General features: G+C 39.7%; 15 protein-coding genes. 6 read left to right on the top strand and 9 right to left on the bottom strand.

The features are described from left to right. Nucleotides 1–44 precede the first annotated feature (44 nt). A complete protein-coding gene (locus ACNI3T_RS06030) occupies nucleotides 45–1,100 on the bottom strand; it encodes an endonuclease/exonuclease/phosphatase family protein (RefSeq protein WP_418227057.1) in 1,056 nt (351 codons plus the stop codon). 202 nt (nucleotides 1,101–1,302) lie between these two features. On the opposite strand from ACNI3T_RS06030, the gene ACNI3T_RS06025 reads away from it, so the two are divergent. Then, complete coding sequence (locus ACNI3T_RS06025; RefSeq protein ID WP_418227056.1) at nucleotides 1,303–3,981, top strand: TonB-dependent receptor plug domain-containing protein; 2,679 nt, start codon at nucleotides 1,303–1,305, stop codon at nucleotides 3,979–3,981. A 3-nt stretch (nucleotides 3,982–3,984) separates the two neighbouring features. Beyond that, nucleotides 3,985–5,364 carry a DUF5689 domain-containing protein gene (locus ACNI3T_RS06020; protein ID WP_418227055.1) on the top strand — a complete coding sequence of 460 codons (1,380 nt, stop codon included), beginning with the start codon at nucleotides 3,985–3,987 and terminating at the stop codon, nucleotides 5,362–5,364. 47 nt (nucleotides 5,365–5,411) lie between these two features. Here the strand turns inward: ACNI3T_RS06020 and ACNI3T_RS06015 are convergent, their stop codons facing one another. Both ACNI3T_RS06015 and mfd read right to left on the bottom strand, forming a co-directional pair. Next, nucleotides 5,412–7,304, bottom strand: a complete 1,893-nt coding sequence (locus tag ACNI3T_RS06015) for a hypothetical protein (protein ID WP_418227054.1) — start codon at nucleotides 7,302–7,304, stop codon at nucleotides 5,412–5,414. Nucleotides 7,305–7,460: 156 nt separating this feature from the next. Then, the gene (gene mfd / locus ACNI3T_RS06010) at nucleotides 7,461–10,838 is read right to left on the bottom strand and encodes a transcription-repair coupling factor (RefSeq protein ID WP_418227053.1); all 3,378 of its coding nucleotides are present in this window, start codon (nucleotides 10,836–10,838) and stop codon (nucleotides 7,461–7,463) included. Nucleotides 10,839–10,977: 139 nt separating this feature from the next. On the opposite strand from mfd, the gene ACNI3T_RS06005 reads away from it, so the two are divergent. Both ACNI3T_RS06005 and ACNI3T_RS06000 read left to right on the top strand, forming a co-directional pair. After that, complete coding sequence (locus ACNI3T_RS06005) at nucleotides 10,978–11,379, top strand: DoxX family membrane protein (RefSeq protein WP_418227052.1); 402 nt, start codon at nucleotides 10,978–10,980, stop codon at nucleotides 11,377–11,379. Nucleotides 11,380–11,405: 26 nt separating this feature from the next. Further along, on the top strand, nucleotides 11,406–12,761 hold the full coding sequence (locus ACNI3T_RS06000; protein WP_418227051.1) for a dihydrolipoyl dehydrogenase family protein: 1,356 nt from the start codon (nucleotides 11,406–11,408) through the stop codon (nucleotides 12,759–12,761). Here ACNI3T_RS06000 and ACNI3T_RS05995 read toward each other — a convergent pair. From ACNI3T_RS05995 to ACNI3T_RS05970, 6 genes are all read right to left on the bottom strand, one after another. Then, entirely contained in the window at nucleotides 12,758–13,555 is a 798-nt protein-coding gene (locus ACNI3T_RS05995) for a tryptophan-rich sensory protein (RefSeq protein WP_418227050.1), read from the bottom strand. The two genes, ACNI3T_RS06000 and ACNI3T_RS05995, sit on opposite strands and share 4 nt — an antisense overlap. Nucleotides 13,556–13,567: 12 nt before the next feature. Further along, nucleotides 13,568–14,203 carry a ligase-associated DNA damage response endonuclease PdeM gene (gene pdeM / locus ACNI3T_RS05990; RefSeq protein ID WP_322301727.1) on the bottom strand — a complete coding sequence of 212 codons (636 nt, stop codon included), beginning with the start codon at nucleotides 14,201–14,203 and terminating at the stop codon, nucleotides 13,568–13,570. A gap of 1 nt (nucleotide 14,204) precedes the next feature. Further along, on the bottom strand, nucleotides 14,205–15,347 hold the full coding sequence (locus ACNI3T_RS05985) for a methionine aminotransferase (protein WP_418227049.1): 1,143 nt from the start codon (nucleotides 15,345–15,347) through the stop codon (nucleotides 14,205–14,207). An 86-nt stretch (nucleotides 15,348–15,433) separates the two neighbouring features. Then, nucleotides 15,434–16,177 (bottom strand): succinate dehydrogenase/fumarate reductase iron-sulfur subunit, encoded by a 744-nt coding sequence (locus ACNI3T_RS05980; protein ID WP_322301729.1) that lies wholly within the window; start codon nucleotides 16,175–16,177, stop codon nucleotides 15,434–15,436. Nucleotides 16,178–16,236: 59 nt separating this feature from the next. Then, nucleotides 16,237–18,240, bottom strand: a complete 2,004-nt coding sequence (locus ACNI3T_RS05975; RefSeq protein ID WP_418227048.1) for a fumarate reductase/succinate dehydrogenase flavoprotein subunit — start codon at nucleotides 18,238–18,240, stop codon at nucleotides 16,237–16,239. A gap of 3 nt (nucleotides 18,241–18,243) precedes the next feature. Beyond that, nucleotides 18,244–18,960, bottom strand: coding sequence for a succinate dehydrogenase cytochrome b subunit (locus tag ACNI3T_RS05970; RefSeq protein ID WP_141876559.1), 717 nt, complete (start codon nucleotides 18,958–18,960; stop codon nucleotides 18,244–18,246). Nucleotides 18,961–19,226: 266 nt separating this feature from the next. On the opposite strand from ACNI3T_RS05970, the gene ACNI3T_RS05965 reads away from it, so the two are divergent. Next, a complete protein-coding gene (locus tag ACNI3T_RS05965) occupies nucleotides 19,227–19,736 on the top strand; it encodes a DinB family protein (RefSeq protein ID WP_322301732.1) in 510 nt (169 codons plus the stop codon). A 3-nt stretch (nucleotides 19,737–19,739) separates the two neighbouring features. After that, nucleotides 19,740–19,946 (top strand): DnaJ domain-containing protein (locus ACNI3T_RS05960; protein WP_418227047.1); only part of this gene is annotated, 207 nt, incomplete at its 3' end.

The raw sequence follows: 19,946 nt of genomic DNA, 5'->3' as shown, positions 1-19,946 counted from the left end.
GAAGAACATCATAAAAAAAAGCCCGGTTTTAAACCGGGCTTTTTTTATTCTACAGCTTTTATCAAATACAGGTATACGGGAAAATGATCACTATAACCTGGCTGATAGCCTGAGCTACCATAAGTACGCATAGGATATCCGCGGTACTGGCCACCCTGTGTAATTAGATAAGGAGCGTTGAAAATTCCGGCTTTATAATACTGAAATCCTTCAGAAGTTCTGTTCAATAAGCTTTCTGAAAGATAAAATTGATCGAATAAGTTCCAGGAATCACGATAAGCCAGTGTTCCGCGACCTCTTTTAAGCATGTTTTCCATAGGATTATACAGGTCTCCTTCTTTCAAATCCTGAATTTCGGCTTTAGTTTGTAGGAACTTTTTAAAGCTTTTATTGGTAGGATCATCGTTGAAATCTCCCATTCCAATAATTCTTGCTTTGGGGTCTTCCTGGTAGATGGAGTCAATAATACGTTTATTAAGCATAGCAGCTTTTTCGCGTTTGTAACTGCTTTTTGCTTCACCACCAGACCTGGAGGGCCAGTGATTTACTATAAAATGAGTTTCCTGCCCCATGGCAATTCCGCTAACCACTAATTGGTCTCTGGTATAATCCCTTTTATCCTCATCATAGATCATTAATTTTCTGGCCTGGGAATTCGTTACTACAAAAGACTGCGATCGATACAGCAGTGCCACATCGATGCCTCGCTCATCTGGAGAATCGTAATGCACGATCCCGTAATTGAACTGTGCAAGGTTGGGATGTGCGATAAGATCTTCTAAAACCTTCTTATTTTCAATTTCACAAAGACCTATAACCAATGGTGGCTTTTTAGATTCCTGAGTTCCTATTTCAGCAAGCACCCTGGAAATATTCGCTATTTTAACATCATAGCGTTCTTCGGTCCAGTTGTCTTTACCCAGAGCAGTCCTGTCATCATCAAACGTGAGGGTGTCGTCTACGGTGTCGAACAAATTCTCTACATTATAAAAGGCAATAGTTTCAATATGGTAATCTCTCATATTCTGACAATATAGCTTTTCTGAAGTTGTCAGGTATAGCCCAATTACCAAATAAATCGCTGTAATATATTTCTTCAATTTTTTATCATTTTAGACCGCAATTAAAGTACTGGTTTTTTGATTATTACAGAAAAATGATTTAAAATTATCCCATATTTCGACGACGAGGCACTGAATGAATAAAACCTTTTTTTGGGTGTGTCTGTTTTCTTTGGTTTATCAAAGTATATACGCCCAAACTCCGATCATAAATGGTCGGATTATAGACGCAATCACCCAGGTGCCCTTACCCCAGGTTAAAATTGCAAGAGAGAATTCTTTTAATGAGACGTTCTCAGACCCTGAAGGAAAATTTACTTTGGGAATGGAAAGTATTTCAGAAAATGAAATTATTATTCTAATAACGAGAGCGGGTTATCTTAGTAAACGAATACCTGTAAAGAAGAATGGAATCCTGGAGCTGGATCTTTCCACTATTTCACTTAGTCCAGATTCCAGTCGCGATCTCACATTTCAGAATACGATAAGTCTTTCAGATGCAGAAGTCATGGAGGATGAAGCCGACTTGGATAATATTTCAGGTATTCTTCAATCCACCCGGGATGCTTATCTCAGCGCTGCTGCCTTTGATTTTAGTCAGACTTTTTACCGGGTTAGGGGCCTAGGTTCAGAGCATGGCAGCTTAATGATCAACGGAGTTGAGATGAACAAAGCTTTTGATGGCAGACCTCAATGGAGTAATTGGGGAGGTCTTAATGACGTGCAGAGAAACCAGGTTTTTAGTCCAGGGGTATCACCTTCAGAATATAGTTTCGGAGGTCTTGGTGGTACCACGAATATGATCATGCGTGCATCCCGTTTTGCAAGTGGTGGTAGAATTACTGCCTCGGGTTCTAACCGTAGTTATACCGGAAGGCTTATGGCAACTTACGCAAGTGGCGAGAAAAATAATGGCTGGTTTTATGCATTTTCTATAGGCCGCCGTTATGCAAGTGAAGGTTACATGGAAGGAACTCCGTTCGACGCAAACTCTATTTACCTGGGTCTGGAAAAGATCATTAATAAGGAGCATGCACTTAATTTCACTGCGATCTATACGCCAACACTTCGTGGGAAATCTGCTCCACTCACAGAAGAGGTTGTTGAAATTAAAGGAAAACGTTACAATCCATACTGGGGTTTCCAAGAGGGTATGATTCGTAATAGCAGGATGAAAGAGATCAAGGAGCCAATTTTTATGCTTAATCATTTCTGGAATCCTTCTGAAAATATACAAGTCAATACTAATTTTTCTTACCAGTTTGGTGAAGTTTCTAACACCCGCATAGATTATGGAGGGACTAGCTTTGTTGATTTTGATTCGCAACGCACTTACCTGGGTGGAGCTTCAAATCCAGATCCAGTTTATTACCAGAAATTACCAGGATATTTCCTGAGATTTGAAGGATTCGAAGATTTTCAGAAAGCTTATCTCTCGGCAAATGAATTGAGAAATAATGGACAGCTCAACTGGGCAGACATTTATGAAGCCAATGCTAATCCCGATGCTTTGTACGCTCTCGCGGCAGATGTCAATCAGGATCAAAGTTTCCTTTCTAATAGTATATTGAGCTGGCAATTATCTTCCAGTCTGCATCTAATTACTAGCTTCAAAGCTTCATCTCTTAAAAGTCATAATTTTGGCAGGATCGAGGATCTCTTTGGAGCATCCAGTTTTCTGGACGTAGAGGTGTTTTCAGATTTTTCTCAGAATGACCTGCGCAATCCGGATCGAAAAGTTATGGAAGGGGAGGGTTATAAGTATGATTATAACTTAGAGGCTCAAACAGCTGAAGTTTTTGCTCAGCTTCAAAAGCAATGGAGAAGTATGGAAGTTAGTATCTCCGGGCAGGTTTCGACCTCAAGCTTCAATCGTTTTGGGAATTACCAGAATGAAGAGTTCACGGTCAATTCTTATGGTAGATCAAAAGATATCGATTTTCTTACTTCAGGTATAAAAACGAACTTACTTTATAAATTTTCTGGACGCCAAAGCCTGGAATTTAATCTGGCAGCCTTTTCAAAGGCACCATTGCTGAAGAATATATTTGTAAATCCACGCCAGAATAACGCTATTGCTCCCCAGGTTTCCGAAGAAATAATTACTGCTTCAGACCTTAGTTACCGCTATCGTACCAATCTTTTCAACTTTAGAATGACCGGCTACGTCCAGCACATAGCGAATAGCACCGAAGTTTCTTTTTATTATACAGATGGGTTGTCGGGCCTTGGTAGAGAGAATTCGACCGCTTTCGTTCAGGAGGTACTAACCAATATGGATAAACAATACCTTGGAGTTGAACTAAGTTCAGAATACCAGGTAACATCAACGATGAAGCTGAAACTGGCTGGAGGAAGCGGGCAGTTTGTATACAGCAACAATCCTGCTCTTAGCTTGTACTCCAGTTCTTTTGAAGATTTGAATTATGAGCAATCATTCCTGAAAGGCTATCGCTTACCGGGTGGTTCGCAATCTGCCTTTCAGCTAGCTTTCGAATATAGAGATCCTGCATACTGGTGGTTCGGTATTTCACAAAATTACTTTACCGGCGCATTTCTAGATGTGAGTCCGCTGAATAGGACCTCAAATTTTCAAAAAGATTACGATGGTTTGGAGATCGTGGAATACGATGCGGAAGTAGCAAGAGAATTATTACGGCAAGAGCAGTTTGATCCCTATTTCCTCACTAACATCGTTGGGGGTAAAAGCTGGAGAATTAAAGATAAATATCTTGGTTTATTCGCCAGTATTAATAATACACTCAACACCGATTTTAAAACCGGAGGTTTCGAGCAGGCGCGGAATGCTAATTATAGAACTTTAAAAGTGGATAGGGATCGGGAGGTTCCAATCTTCGGAAATAAATACTGGTATGGAAACGGCACCAGTTATTTTGTGAATTTAAATCTTAGATTTTAATATATGAATAGAACATTTTTCATCATTTTTTTACTGGCTATGACTTTTCAAGCTTGTGTGCCAACAGATGATTTTGAAGTTCCAGAACTTGTAGAGGACGGTATATCCATAGATGGAAATTTCACCAGTATTGTAGCAGTGAAGGGTAATTACAAAACAGAAACTGGTGAGATTCATAATTTCAGCGATACCGATACATGGTTTGAAGCATATGTTATTAGTGATGATTCTGGAGGTAACTTTTATAAAAAGCTCGTTTTACAGGATAAGGCTCAAAATCCTCAGTCTGGAATTCAAATTCTGGTTGATGACAATTCCCTGCATCAAACTTATAACTTCGGAAGAAAAGTTTATGTAAAGCTCGATGGTCTTAGTCTTGGATTTAATAATGGAGTTTTGCAACTAGGTATTCAGAATAGGGGAGATGTGGTGGCAATTCCTTCTTCATTAATAGATGATTTTATTGTTAGATCTGAAATCACTTCTGAAATCATTCCGAAGAAACTTTCAATTTCTGAGTTTTCAGAAGAAACTAAGAACCTCTATGTAGAAGTGCATGACATCCAATTTGATATTAACCTGGTGCGTGAAGCAGAGAATTTTTCGTTCGCTTCTCATAGGTACGATGAGTATGATGGTGAAAGACAATTGGAAAGTTGTACAACCGGCGAGACCGCATTTTTAAGTACGAGCACCTATGCTAATTTCAGATCTTTGATGCTGCCCACAGGTTCCGGGAATATCAAAGGAGTTCTTAGCCGCAATTATTATGACGAACATTTTGTTCTAATTGTAAATGATCCAAGCGCTCTCGATTTTTCCGGTGAGAGATGTGATGACCAGTTTTTCAAATGTGATTCTGAAGGTGATTTTAGTAGAAATGTGGTCACGGAAGAGAATTTTGATGGTGTAACTTCCAATACAACACTTGCTGCCAGAAAATGGACCAATATCAATGTGAGTGGAGGGGAGAAACGTTTTACGCCTACGATGGTAAACGGCAATCGATTATTGAGGATCTCTGCCTACAATACGCTAGAGAATCCAATGGAAGCATGGCTGGTATCCCCGGTAATCGATATCTCCAGTACCAGAGCGAATCTTGTGACCTTTGATCTGCTGGCTTCGTATGATAACGGCATGTTTTTAAAAGTGTATTTCACTCAGGATTTCACTAATGATCCCAGAACTACGGATTGGAAGCTACTTGATGCTGCGATACCTTATGGACCATCAGGAGGTTCTGGTAATGTCTTCAAAACTTCAGAAATCGATATATCCTGTTTGCAGGGAAAAATTTGGATTGGATTTAGATATTTGGGAGCCGCTCCAGATAAAACTACTACGTATGATCTCGATAATTTCAGAGTTATGAGTAATTGAAAAAGCTAAAGGATAGCAAGGGTATCTTAATTTTCCCGAAGTAGCTTCTAATTAAAGAGCACTGTCCTGGGCTTACCTAAATTGAAATTCTGGAAACCGAAATCATTAGTTTCAATAGAATTTGTTTTGAAGATATTAAGTCCCTGTCCTGGAATTTCAGGATAGAAAGAAAAAGATAGCTGAAAGTTGCTGAAAACCAGATAGTCGTTTCGAATAATAAATCCAACACCGATGGAAGAATACAGGTCATTCTTACCGAAATTAGAGTTCTTCAGTATGCCGGCGGTATAATTCAAAAAAGGGTTTAATCTAAATCCAAAAAGATCCCAGGGCGAATAGAATTGAGTTTGTAGTTCCAGTACATACTTTTCGGTTCCAGTAAGATCACTGTCAAAACCTGCGATTCGCGCCCCGGTGGTTCTCCGGTAGTCACTTCCATAACTACCATTAAATCTATTGTGCTCATCTATGCTCAAACGGTCACCTATGGAATTCATTCTATCCACCCCGATAATGAACTGAGGTTTTATAAACTGTCTCATTTTCCATTTTTCGCCTAGTCCAATGAGGTTTGTAAAATAATTAGCCTGGAAAGAATAAGCGGTTTGTTCGGTTTTTGAACCATTGAAGTAACTACCAGCTTCAAAGTTGGTACTTATATATCCCCAGTCGAAATAATTTCCAAAGGAAGCTCTGGCGCCCAGGTACATCCTGGTTTGCTGATTCTTATTCTGGAATCCGCCGGTTAAAGCATATACTTTTCCCACCGGGACATCTTCAGTAATACCATCATTAAAGATATATTTATCCTGAACGAATTGTCTCGAAGATATTCCAATGCTGGCCAAATATCTTGTCTCGTCTGCAAAAAAATTGATACTATCATATGCAGCCGTAGGGGACTCTTTAAAATTTACATCCAGAAAACCAAGGCTGGCAATAAGATTTGTACTTCGTTCCTTTTCAGAGTTTCCCTTGAAAAGGCGATACGAATGCCCAATCCAGTAATCCTGAGAAATATATTTGAAGTTTTGATCTTCAAATTCTAAAGCCGAATTTGGTAATTCTACCTGTCTGTATTGTTCATCTACATAGAATCCTGCGGCCCATCTCGTAAAAGGAGAATAAAATTCTCTTTCTATGAATATACTTTTACGATAGAATTCATTGAAGTCGCTTTGGTACCGAATCTCTCCAGTTATAAAGGTGTTTTTAATGTTCGGAACCCGGTAGATGCCAGAATAGGCATTTTTTCCATCACTCAGCCTGTTCGCAAAGCTAAAATTAAGCTGGTGTCCAATCCCTAGAATATTATATTCTTTAAGAGTCACCTTGTTCTCATTTGTAGAAAACACGCCCTGGGGTGTAAGACTCCACGAATCCAGAGCCAGGATCTTTATATCTACAGAATCAGAATTTTTTATAGGATGAGCAGTAATTTTTACTTCTCTAATATATTGCTGTGAACGCAGTAACCTCTCAGATTCATCCAATAGCAAAGTGTCCAGATGATCGTTCTCATCCAGTAAAAGAAAATTTCGAATAGCAAAGTCTTTAGACTTTATATGAATTTGATTCCCTGTTCTTTCAACCCAACTATTGGCAGTTTCTGTAGAATCTGTAAAGGAGAAACCAAAAGGATCTTTTGTCTCTATGATAACATGTCTAATGGGTCTTCCTTCAAGTTCCGAATAGTCCCTGTACTGCTTTTTTACTGGCTTTTTCGGTTTTTTAGTAGTGGACTTGAATAATAACTGATGAACTCTTTTAGTGATCTTGCGCTTTTCTGAAAATCGTTCTAATCGATCATATATATTCGTTGTATCCTTTTTTTCAGACTTCTCAGTTTGTTCGCTCTTTTCAGTTTTCTCATTTTCCTGCGCCTGAAGCTGAACGCTAAAACAGAATATAGTACAGACAGACCATAGAATTTTAATCATGGTCTTTTGGGAAAGTATGGAATGTTTGGGGCTAATCAACAAATTAAATCAAACCTCTTAAGAAATTTTCTACTGGATTTTTAGTGTCACGAAGTCAATCAAGGTCAAATTCATGCTGCCTCAATATTATGAAATCTAATTTGTTCTGTGCAAGCTTTACGCCAATTCTTCTTTCTTCTCTCTAAAATCCAAAGGCTCAAGTACTTTCAGAGCTTTATTGATAGAATTTATCCTGTCAAAAGTAAGTAACAGTCGTAGTCCATTTCGGGTTTGTTTCTCCTTCATGGTGCAGTTTTGCTTGTGTGTTTGCACATATTGCAGAACCTTCGTGAAGTTAGCAGTTTGATAGAACCTTGAATTTTGATCTGCTATAAAATAACCAACCATTTTATTCTTTTTCAATACCACTCTTTCAAGTCCTATTTTGGCGGCGATCCATTTGATTCTTACAGAGTTTAGAAGATCAACTGCTTGTGTAGGTAACTCGCCAAACCTGTCTTCCAGCTCTGCTTCAAATTGAAGCAGTTCTTCTTCCGTAGAAAGCTCGTTAAGTTTAGTATATAGATTCAGTCTCTCTGCGATATTGTTGATATAATCATCAGGGAATAGTAATTCAAAATCGGTATCGATCTGTGTATCCTTGACGAAATCTTTCAATTCCACATCTTCGGTTTCAGCATAAAGATCACGAAATTCGTTTTCTTTTAATTCCTCGATTGCTTCGTTTAGGATTTTCTGGTAGGTATCAAATCCAATATCGTTAATGAAACCGCTTTGGTCTCCTCCAAGAAGGTCACCAGCGCCACGAATTTCAAGATCCTTCATGGCAATATTAAATCCGCTTCCTAGTTCAGAGAACTGTTCCAAAGCTGTGATCCTCTTACGCGCATCTTCGGTCATCACAGAGTATGGCGGAGTAATAAAATAACAGAAAGCCTTTTTATTACTACGTCCAACCCGGCCCCGCATCTGGTGGAGATCTGACAATCCAAAGTTATTCGCGTTGTTGATAAAGATCGTATTGGCTTCAGAAACATCAAGTCCGCTTTCAACAATCGTAGTAGAGACGAGCACATCAAACTCACCATTGATGAAGCTCAGCATTAATTTCTCCAGTTTCTTACCCTCCATTTGCCCATGTCCAACACCAATTTTAGCATCTGGGACCAGTCTCTGGATCATGCCGGCGACTTCTTTGATATTCTCTACCCTGTTGTGAATAAAGAAAACCTGTCCGCCACGTTGAATTTCATAAGAAATCGCATCACGAATGGTTTCTTCTGAAAATCGAATAATGTTTGTTTCTATAGGATAACGGTTTGGGGGCGGAGTGGTGATCGTAGAAAGATCTCTCGCCGCCATCAAGCTGAATTGTAGCGTTCTTGGAATTGGCGTCGCGGTTAACGTTAGTGTATCTACGTTTTCACGAATCGTTTTCAGTTTATCCTTTACGGCCACTCCAAATTTTTGTTCCTCATCAACGATCAAAAGCCCGAGATCTTTAAATTTGACAGCCTTACTTACCAGTTGGTGTGTACCAATGATAATATCTACTTTTCCATCAGCAAGATCTGCCAGCGTCTCCTTACGCTCTTTCGCAGTTCTAAACCTGTTCAAATAATCAATCCTTACCGGGAAATCTTTCAATCTTTCAGAGAATGTCTGATGGTGTTGAAAAGCAAGAATGGTGGTAGGAACCAGGATTGCCACCTGCTTGTTGTTGTCTACTGCTTTGAAAGCAGCACGAATCGCGATTTCCGTTTTTCCGAAGCCAACGTCCCCGCATACAAGCCTGTCCATAGGTCTTTCACTTTCCATATCCTCCTTTACCGCTGCCGTGGCCGAGCTTTGATCTGGCGTGTCTTCATACATAAAAGAAGCTTCCAGTTCATGCTGAAGATAGGAGTCAGGATCGTATTTAAAGCCTTTTTCGAGCCTGCGTTTCGCGTATAATTTTATAAGATCGTAAGCAATATGTTTTACACGTGCTTTGGTCTTTTTCTTCAGGTTTTTCCAGGCATTACTACCCAGTTTATAGATCTTAGGCGGTTTCCCGTCTTTCCCGTTAAACTTCGAAATTTTGTGTAGCGAGTGAATGCTCAGGTAAAGAATATCGCGTTCGCCGTAGATCAATTTGATCGCTTCCTGTTTCTTTCCTTCTACATCGATCTTCTGGAGTCCGCCAAATTTCCCAATTCCGTGGTCAATATGCGTTACATAATCACCCACCTCAAGATTCGTAAGTTCCTTAAGCGTGATCGCCTGTTTCTTGGCATACCCGTTTTTCAGATTAAACTTATGGTAGCGCTCAAAGATCTGGTGATCGGTATAGCAAACCATTTTAGAATCTTCATCGATAAAACCCTGAAACATGCTAAAAACAGGGGTCTGATAATCTACCTTTTGATCCTGATCTTCCAGAATGTCATTAAATCTGCGTGCCTGCTGATCGCTTACACAACAAATAAAATTCTTATAACCTTCTTCCTGATTTTCTACCAGGTTTTCAATAAGTAGATCGAACTGTTTATTAAAGGAAGGTTGCGGTTTGGTATGATATTGAATTTCAGTTTTGGGCTTAAGAAATGCCGTATTGCTCAGTTCTACCGCGGTAAAATCCAGTAGTTGCTTTTTTATAAGCTCGCCATCTGCAAATAATTCTGAAGGTTCACTATGTTTTACTTCTTCGGAAAGTTTTTCAAAAGCTTCTTTAGCTTTACTGAAGAGCTTGTCTGCCTGGGCAGAAAGCAGGTCCAGATTTTTTATGAATACAGCAGTATCTGCTGAAATATATTTCAGAAAACTTTCCCTGATCTCGTTGAGCTGCTTATTCTCAACATTGGGCATTACCGAAATCTTCTTTTTCTTATCTGTAGAAAGCTGGGTTTCGACATCAAAAGTCCGGATGCTGTCTACTTCATCCCCAAAAAATTCTATTCTATAGGGCTCATCATGACTAAAGCTGAAAACATCAATAATTCCACCTCTCACTGAAAACTCACCAGGTTCTGTAACGAAATCAACTCTTTTAAACTGATATTCAAAAAGGACTTCATTTACAAAATCGATCGAAAGCTCATCGTCTACAGATATTTTCAGAGTACTTCTATCCAGTTCTTTACGCGTAACTACTTTTTCAAAAAGAGCATCTGGATAGGTAACAATAATCGCAGGTTTTTTCCTGGAGTTGATTCGATTTAGAACTTCAGCTCTCAGCAGCACATTTGCATTATCAGTCTCTTCGATCTGGTAAGGTCTTCTATAAGAACCGGGATAAAAAAGCACATTCTTTTCACCTACCAGCTGCTCAAGATCGTTTAAATAATAGGCCGCTTCTTCCTTGTCATTGAAGATCAGCAAAAACGGTCGTTGCACATCTTTGAAAGCGCCCGCTACCACGAAAGACAACGCAGAGCCAACAAGTCCCTTTAGATGAATATTAGACGTTTTATTTTCAGAATAGGCAAGGGCATTTTGCAATTCCCGTTGTTGTGGGGATTGTGCAAAATTCTGGGCGATAAGTTTTGTACTCATTAACGCAAATATAAATTCAAGCAGACTGCCTTACAACCAGATGACACATTTTTAACGATTAAATAGCATACCCGGGATTTTACCAAATTGATAACACAAGAACCGCCATGCATTCTATAACTTCCCCTTAAAATTATGCATGGACCATAAAAAGCTTGCTTACTTTTTCGCCAGGATCACGCTGGGAGTAAATTTCAGCATCCATGGGTTGGTTCGGCTGCCAAAACTTCAAGGCTTTGCTGAAGGAATAGTTGAAGGTTTTGAGGGGAGTATGCTTCCAGAATTTATGGTCATCCCCTTCGCTTACGCAATTCCGATCTTGGAATTAATTTTGGGAATAATGCTTTTGCTGGGAATCTATACAAATAAAGCGCTGGCAGCTTCAGCAGTATTAATGATCGTTCTAATTGCGGGTAGTGCTTTTAAGGAAGACTGGGGAGCTGTTAGCACCCAGATGTTGTATTCTTTATATATCTTTTTCCTGATCTTTTTTCAGGAGAATAATTCGTGGAGTCTTATAGCTAACAAGAAAACGAAATAGAAAATTACAAGTAGAGAAATATAATTATGGGAATCGAAAAATTTGATGTTTTTGTTATTGGAACCGGGACTGCCGGGAAAAGCGTGGCGAAAGAATGTGTAGAGGCTGGGTTAAAAGTTGCGATTGCAGACAATCGTGAATTTGGAGGAACCTGTGCAAATCGCGGTTGCGATCCCAAAAAAGTTCTTGTGGGTCTTACAGAAATACTGAACAGGTCTCAAAATATGTTAGGTAAGGGTATCGAGAAGATGCCAGAATATAGCTGGAAGGACCTTCAGGATTTTAAGAAAAAATTCGTGGACGCTGTGCCTGCCGCTACTGAACAGGATTTGGAAGCTCTCGGAATTAAAATGTACCATCAGTCTCCTAAATTCCTGGATGAATCTACCATCTCAGTCGAAGGGAAAACCGTGAAATTTGACAAGCTGGTCATAGCAACCGGGATGAAGCCTTTAGAATTGCCTATTCCTGGACGTGAACTGGCGATTAATAGTGATGACTTTCTGGAATTGAAAGAGTTACCTGAAAGCATGATCTTTATTGGTGCGGGATATATTGGGATGGAGTTCGCTCATATTGCTGCCAGATGCGGAGTAGAAGTGACAATCGTGGATAGCGAAGAATCCCCTTTGAGTAACTTTGATGAGGATATGGTTAAATACCTGAAGGAATCTTCAGAAGAGTTGGGGATTAATTTTGTTATGAACGCCAGGGTAGAGGAGATAGAGAAGCTCCAGAAGAATTTAAGAGTCATAGCAGATCAGAATGGTAAAAAGCTTGAGCTCAAAGCCAGATGTGTTGTAAATGCAGCTGGCCGTGTGCCATCTATTGATGAACTGGAATTAAAACAGGGGAACGTAGATTTCTCGAAAAGAGGTGTACTGGTCAATAAAAATCTTCAGAGTATTTCAAATCCAAATGTTTATGCCTGTGGAGATGTTTCTGCGAGTGAAGGCTTACCACTAACGCCACTTGCATCCCAGGAGGCACGTGTTGTTACCGCCAATATTATGGATCTTGAAAGACCGCATGAATATGATTATCCACCACAACCTTCTGTTGTATTTACACTTCCTAATGTTGCTTCCGTAGGCTTAAGTGAAAAGCAAGCGAAAGAAAAAGGTTATGATTTCCGGGTGAAGATGAACGATGCCAGTGACTGGTTTAATTCAAAACGGATTAACGATAAAGTTTATGCCTATAAAACACTGGTAGATAACGAAACCAACCTGGTTCTGGGTGCTCACCTGGTTAGTAATGAAGCCAGCGAAACTATCAATATGTTCGTTATGGCGATGTGTGGAAAACTGGACTGCGCAACTTTAAAAGGTATGATTTTTACGTATCCAAGTTGGTCCAGCGACATTAAATCGATGATTTAAAATTTTTCACCCTTCATCATTCGGTATAAGGGCTGCTTTTTTCTATTCTTATATCCGTGATAAGAAATGTTTAAAAGGATAAGGAGAGCACCTGCAGCTGCTGAGTAGGCGATCACATCGTATTGACCTATCTGTTTAGCATAGATACCGATAAGCGCCCAGACTCCTACAGCGGCAAATTCGCGCATATTTCGTTTGTAGATCATGGTGATATTAAGAGCTACTGTAATCAGGATCATTAAGAGCGTCCATTGAACTTCGGAAAGGAAAGCTCCATCCCAGCCAATCTCTGTTAACCAAGCCGCGGTATTGGCAATTGCTGCTACTGCGATCCATCCTGAATATAAGCAAATTGGCCACCAGTAAAATGCGATGATCTTAAATGGTGGATCTGTTAGCTCCATTTCGGTATTGATGATGATCTTGCATAATTTTGCCAGAATCAGGAACATTATAACAACAGAAAGTCCCGGGAAGTCATACAGCCAGGCAAGGCTCCATAGACAAGTACCGATATTCGCAACAATAAACCAAAATTTAGTCCTTTTAATGAACTTTGTGTGTTCTCCATTGCCAAAGGCCTGAATAAGCATATAAACAGAAAAGACTATTAGAGAAAGGAATATCACACCCCAGATTGAAAAAGCATATCCGGCCGGAGTAAAAAGGTTACTGTATTTATCACTCATTTCTCCAATCGTTTTACCATTGATCTCACCTGTTTGGGTGTAATAGGTGAAAGCGATGGTGATGATAACAGAAATAAAATTGGCTACTGCTAGTTTCTTGACCATAAGAATTAGGTTTTATTGAATGGGAATCACTTCTTTACCGGTTATAGCGAATATACGATCTCCATCTTCAGGTTCCATAAAATAATTCCCGGTAAATTCTCCAAAAGCGGGGAAGATCATCTGGTTAGTGCTTTTGTAAAAACACGGTAATTTCAGCATTTGTCTGCCGAAACCAAATAATTTATAACCCGGGTGAACGTGTCCGCACAAATTGAATAAACCATCATGCTCTTCAGGATGATGGGTCAATATGAACTTTTCAATTTTCAATTCCTGATAGATCTGTATGCCCAGTTCCTGGTAACGTAATGGAGAAATTATATCATGGTTTCCAGCAACCAAGTGAACCTGATTATCGATGGAAGTAATCCATTCTTCAAAAATTTTCCATTCCATATTAAGTGAAGAATGGAATAGATCGCCAAGAAAAATGATGTGCTCCGGATCAAAGTCTTTTCGTATTCTATCTAGCCTGTCGAAATTTTCTACGATCGCCTGGTAGGGCACTGCACTTCCATGTTTCCTGAAGTGCGATACTTTTCCAAGATGAACATCTGCCACTAACAGGATCTCCTGTTCCGGCCAGTACGCAACACCTAGCGGGTGCAGCACGAAGTCCTGTCCAAGAATACGAATGTTGATGTTCATATTATAGTGAGCATAAAATTTCAGCTGCTTTTTCTAATGTTTCATTTGTTTTAGCGAAGCAAAAGCGAAGCTGAGAATGGTCCTTTTCGTCTATATTGAATACTGAAACCGGGATAGCTGCAAGTTGGTGTTCCTTCACCAGTCTCTCAGCAAAATCGGTATCTTTTTCCGTAGTAATTTCTGAAAAATCCAATAATTGAAAATAGGTGCCTTTAGATGGTTCACTTCTAAATTTTGAATCGGAAATAAGCTTTAAAAAAGTATCTCTCTTTTCCTGGTAAAACCCTGCAAGATCGAGATAATGTTTCGGCTCCTCAAGGTATTCTGCATAGGCGCGTTGCATAGGATGATTTACAGAAAAAGTGGTGAGTTCATGGATCTTCCTGATCTCTTTCATCAATTCTTCAGGAGCTACGCAATAACCAGTTTTCCATCCGGTATTATGAAAGGTCTTTCCAAACGAGCCACAAACGATACTTCTTTTCGAAAGTTCCGGAAACCTGGAAGCACTTTGGTGTAGCCTTCCATCAAAAATCAAGTGCTGGTAAACCTCGTCACTCAATAGTATGATATTAGTATCCTTCAGAAGTTTTTGCAATTTCATCATGTCTTCTTTTGAAAGTACTGTGCCCGTTGGATTATGCGGAGTATTTATGATGATCATCCTGGTACGATTCGTAATGGCTTTGGCAACATCTTCCCAATCGACCTTATAATCACTGCCTTTCAACTGGATCTGTATAGGAATACCTCCTGCTAATTGAATTGTTGGCTCATATGAGTCGTAAGCCGGCTTCAGCACAATGACTTCGTCGCCTTTCTGTACAAATGCAGTAATGCTATTGTAAAGCGCTTCTGTCGCTCCTGAAGTAATGGTTATTTCGGTTTCCGGTTTATAGTATTTTCCGTAGAGATCATTAAATTTCCGGGAAATCATTTCTCTTAGTTCCAGCACTCCAGCATCTGGCGGATACTGATTGTAACCATCTTTCATTGCTTTGGTCACCAGATCTTTAAGTTTATGATCGGTTTCAAAATTAGGAAAGCCCTGGGAGAGATTGATCGCTTCGTATTGATTCGCCATTTTACTCATCACAGAAAAAATACTGGTTTTGCTTCCGGGTAATTTCGATTCCAACTTCATAGACTTTAATTCAATTACTGATTTTAAGGTATAAAAAATCCCGAACTAAAACAGTCCGGGATCTCTATTTATGTTGATACAAAGGTTTATTTAACCGATGCTTTCAGATAATCTCTGTTCATTCTCGCGATGTTCTCTAGAGAAATTCCCTTAGGACATTCGATCTCGCAGGCACCTGTATTTGTACAGTTACCAAATCCTTCTTTATCCATTTGCTCTACCATGGCCAATACTCTACGGTCTGCTTCAACTTCACCTTGAGGTAATAGTGAGAACTGACTTACTTTTGCTGAGGTAAACAACATGGCACTTGCGTTTTTACAAGCGGCAACACAGGCGCCACAACCAATACAGGTCGCAGCATAGAAAGACATATCTGCACTTTCTTTATCTACTGGAATAGAGTTAGCATCCTGAGTGTTTCCTGAAGTATTTACAGAAATATACCCACCAGCCTGCTGAATTCTGTCAAAAGAGGTGCGGTCTACTACAAGATCCTTTATTACCGGAAATGCTTTAGCTCTAAATGGTTCGATCACAATCGTATCGCCATCCTTGAATTTTCTCATGTGCAACTGGCAGGTGGTCACACCACGATCTGGACCGTGAGGTTCTCCATTGATCTGCAGGTTGCATGAACCACAAATACCTTCTCTACAGTCATGATCAAATGCTACAGGCTCGTCACCCTTAGCGATCAACTGTTCGTTAAGCACGTCCATCATTTCCAGGAAAGACATATCCGCAGATATATCGGTAACCTGGTATGTGGTCATTTTTCCTTTAGTTTCGGCGTTTTTCTGGCGCCATATTTTTAATGTAAGGTTCATACTTTTAGTATTGAATAATTAGAAATGAGATTGTTCGAAACGAATCCCAGATCTCAAATCTATTTATAACTCCTTGTTTTTACTTCGATATCCTCGTAATCAAGTTCCTCCTTATGAAGTATTGCATCGGCCGGTTTTCCGGTGTATTCCCATGCAGCTACGTACATAAAGTTCTCGTCATCTCTTAGTGCTTCTCCTTCTTCGGTTTGATGCTCTTCTCTAAAGTGACCACCACAGCTTTCTTCCCTGTGCAGTGCATCCTTAGCGAACAGTTCTCCAAGTTCAAGGAAATCTGCTACACGACCTGCTTTTTCAAGTTCAGCATTCATTTCATTCGCGGTACCTGGTACTCGAACATCTTTCCAGAATTCTTCTCTCAAAGCCTGAATTTCAGAAATGGCTTCCTTCAATCCGGTCGCATTTCTTGCCATTCCCACTTTATTCCACATGATCTTTCCTAAAATCTTATGGAAATGATCTACAGATTTTGTTCCCTTGGTATTGATCAGTTTTTCCAGTTGAGCTCTCACTTCATTTTCAGCTTCTTCAAATTCAGGAGTATCAGTTGGGATCGCTCCGGTTCTGATATCTTCTGAAAGTGCATGGCCAATGGTATAAGGAAGTACAAAATATCCATCTGCAAGACCTTGCATCAAGGCTGAAGCTCCCAGTCTGTTGGCTCCGTGATCTGAAAAGTTAGCTTCCCCAATCGCGAAACATCCTGGAATTGTAGTTTGTAGATTATAATCTACCCAAACACCACCCATGGTATAATGTACCGCAGGATAAATCATCATTGGAGTTTCGTAAGGATTCTGATCTACGATCTTCTCGTACATCTGGAAAAGGTTGCCATATTTGGCTTCTACAACTTCCTTACCTAATTTCTTAATATCGTTATCTGATGGATTATCGAGCTTTCTGGTAGTAGCTTCCTCTTTACCATATCTCATGATAGCAGAGCTAAAGTCCAGGTAAACTGCTTCTCCAGTTTTATTTACCCCGAAACCAGCATCACAACGCTCCTTGGCTGCTCTGGATGCAACATCACGCGGCACCAGGTTACCAAAAGCTGGATATCTTCTTTCCAGGTAATAATCTCTTTCTTCTTCCGAAAGTTCGGTCGGTTTTTTCTTACCGCTACGAATTGCCTCAGCGTCTTCTTTTTTCTTCGGAACCCATATCCTACCATCATTCCGAAGTGATTCAGACATCAACGTCAATTTAGACTGGTGATCTCCTGAAACCGGAATGCAGGTTGGATGAATTTGAGTAAAGCAAGGATTTGCGAAATAGGCTCCTTTCTTATGTATTTTCCAGCTAGCTGTAACATTACTTCCCATCGCATTGGTAGAAAGGAAGAATACATTTCCATATCCCCCTGAAGCGATTACAACTGCATGGGCAGAATGTCTTTCCAGTTCACCAGTAACCAGGTTCCTGGCAATGATTCCTCGAGCTTTTCCATCTACTTTTACAACATCAAGCATTTCATGCCTGTTGAAAGTCTGGATCTTCCCGCGGTTGATCTGGCGGTTCATTGCTGAATATGCTCCAAGCAATAATTGCTGGCCAGTTTGTCCTTTAGCATAAAAGGTTCTTGATACAAGAACTCCACCGAAAGAACGGTTATCCAACAGTCCACCATATTCACGTGCGAAAGGAACTCCCTGCGCAACACACTGGTCAATAATATTCCCAGAGACTTCTGCCAGTCGATAAACGTTGGATTCTCTCGAACGGTAATCACCACCTTTGATGGTATCATAGAAAAGACGGTAAACAGAGTCACCATCTCCCTGATAGTTCTTTGCTGCATTGATCCCTCCCTGAGCTGCGATCGAGTGAGCTCTACGTGGAGAATCCTGGTAGCAAAATGTTTTTACGTTATATCCAAGTTCTGCAAGCGTTGCTGCTGCGCTTCCCCCGGCCAGTCCTGTACCCACTACGATCACGTCTATATTACGTTTATTCGCAGGATTCACAAGATTGATATCGTTCTTATGATTAACCCACTTTTCTGCCAATGGGCCTTTAGGTGCATTTGATTCAAATATTCCCATAGCTTAAATTTTTTCTAGTACAAAGTGAATATAAAAAGGAATAACAGCGAATGCGAGCGGTACTAATACTGCAAAAGCATAACCTGTTTTTCTAATAAATCCATTGTACTTAGGATGATTAACACCAAGTGATTGAAATCCACTTGAGAACCCGTGTGACAGGTGAAAACCTATTGCCAGCATCGCTACTGCATAGGCGATCGCCCACAGTAAACCATATTGTGCATCCTGAAAGGTTTTGATCGTCAGGGTATAAAGATCTTTAACTTCCTCGCCATTTGCTGTGGTGTAATAAGTATCATCAAGACCTCCAAACTTCATTTCTGCCCAGAACATTGTCATATGAATTACAATGAACGCAAGAATAACAGTTCCAAGGATTCCCATGTTTCTTGAAGACCATTTACTGTTGGTAGATGGTTTAAAGTTTACATATCCCTGTGGTCTTGCCTTACGATTGTGGATCGTTAATAACAATCCATCGATTGCATGAAAAATGATACTAATGTACGTTACGTAGGATAACACTTTAACCGCAGGATTGGTTGTCATGAATAACGCGTATTCATTAAACTGGTCTCTTGCCATATCACTAACTGGTAGTAGAAGTTGCAGATTTCCAAATAAGTGACCTACTAAAAACAGGCACAGAAAAAGGCCGGTGAAAGCCATCCAGTATTTTTTTGCCAGTGATGACTTTAAAAGCGCAGATTTCGCCATAAATGTTTAGAATTATTTTTATATAAGTGCAACAAAAATACGCTTCATTCTAATTTTTAACAAGCTTTCCAAGTCTTTTTCCTGTCTATTTAGACTTAATTTAAAGTACTTTATAATTTGTTGAATCTTTGAAATACAGCGGCTTCCCGAAATTCAATTTCAACGTTTGTTAAATTCAAATTTAGCATGAGTCTGAGGGTTTTAGCAAAAGCTTAACTGAGGCTCCATATCAAAATTTTGTAATTTCACTTTTCACTGTTAAGTTTATGAAAGAAAGAACCGAGAAATTAATTCAGAAACTATCCGAAACATTTGAGGGAGACCCATGGTTTGGGCAATCCCTGATGCGAAAACTGGAGAATGTACCCTACATCATCGGTTATAAAACCTGTATTCCTAAATCACATAGCGTCGCTGAGATTGTCGCCCATCTAATTTGCTGGAAGAAATTTGTGTACGAAAAACTAAAGAACAATGAAGATTTTGATATTTCCATAGATTCTGAAATGGACTGGCCAGAGATTAAGATCCATAGCAAGGAAGAATGGGAAGAACTAAAAAGGAATCTGGTTGCAGCACAATGTCGCATTTATGAAGCATTACACGAAAAACCTGATGATTCTTATCTCTCTACTAAGGTAAGCGGTCGTGATTATGATATGGAATACCTTATTCTGGGAATCCTTCAGCATGATATTTATCATCTTGGACAAATAGGTTTGATAGAAAGTCAGTTAAATAAAACCGAATCAGATAGCGGTGTATTTAAAGCATAATACATGGATTTTATAGATTATTATAGATTACTGGAACTGGAGAGATCTGCTTCACAGGCTGATATTAAAAAGGCCTATCGAAAGCTTGCCAGGAAATACCATCCAGATCTTAATCCAGATAATAAGGATGCCCAGGTGAAATTTCAGCAGATCAATGAGGCGCATGAAGTTTTAAGTGATCCTGAAAAACGTAAGAAGTACGACGAATAC

Source organism: Christiangramia qingdaonensis, from assembly GCF_048381525.1.
Lineage (GTDB): Bacteria > Bacteroidota > Bacteroidia > Flavobacteriales > Flavobacteriaceae > Christiangramia.
The sequence above is the reverse complement of the archived record's forward strand: the minus strand, read 5'-3'. Positions and strand labels throughout refer to the sequence as shown.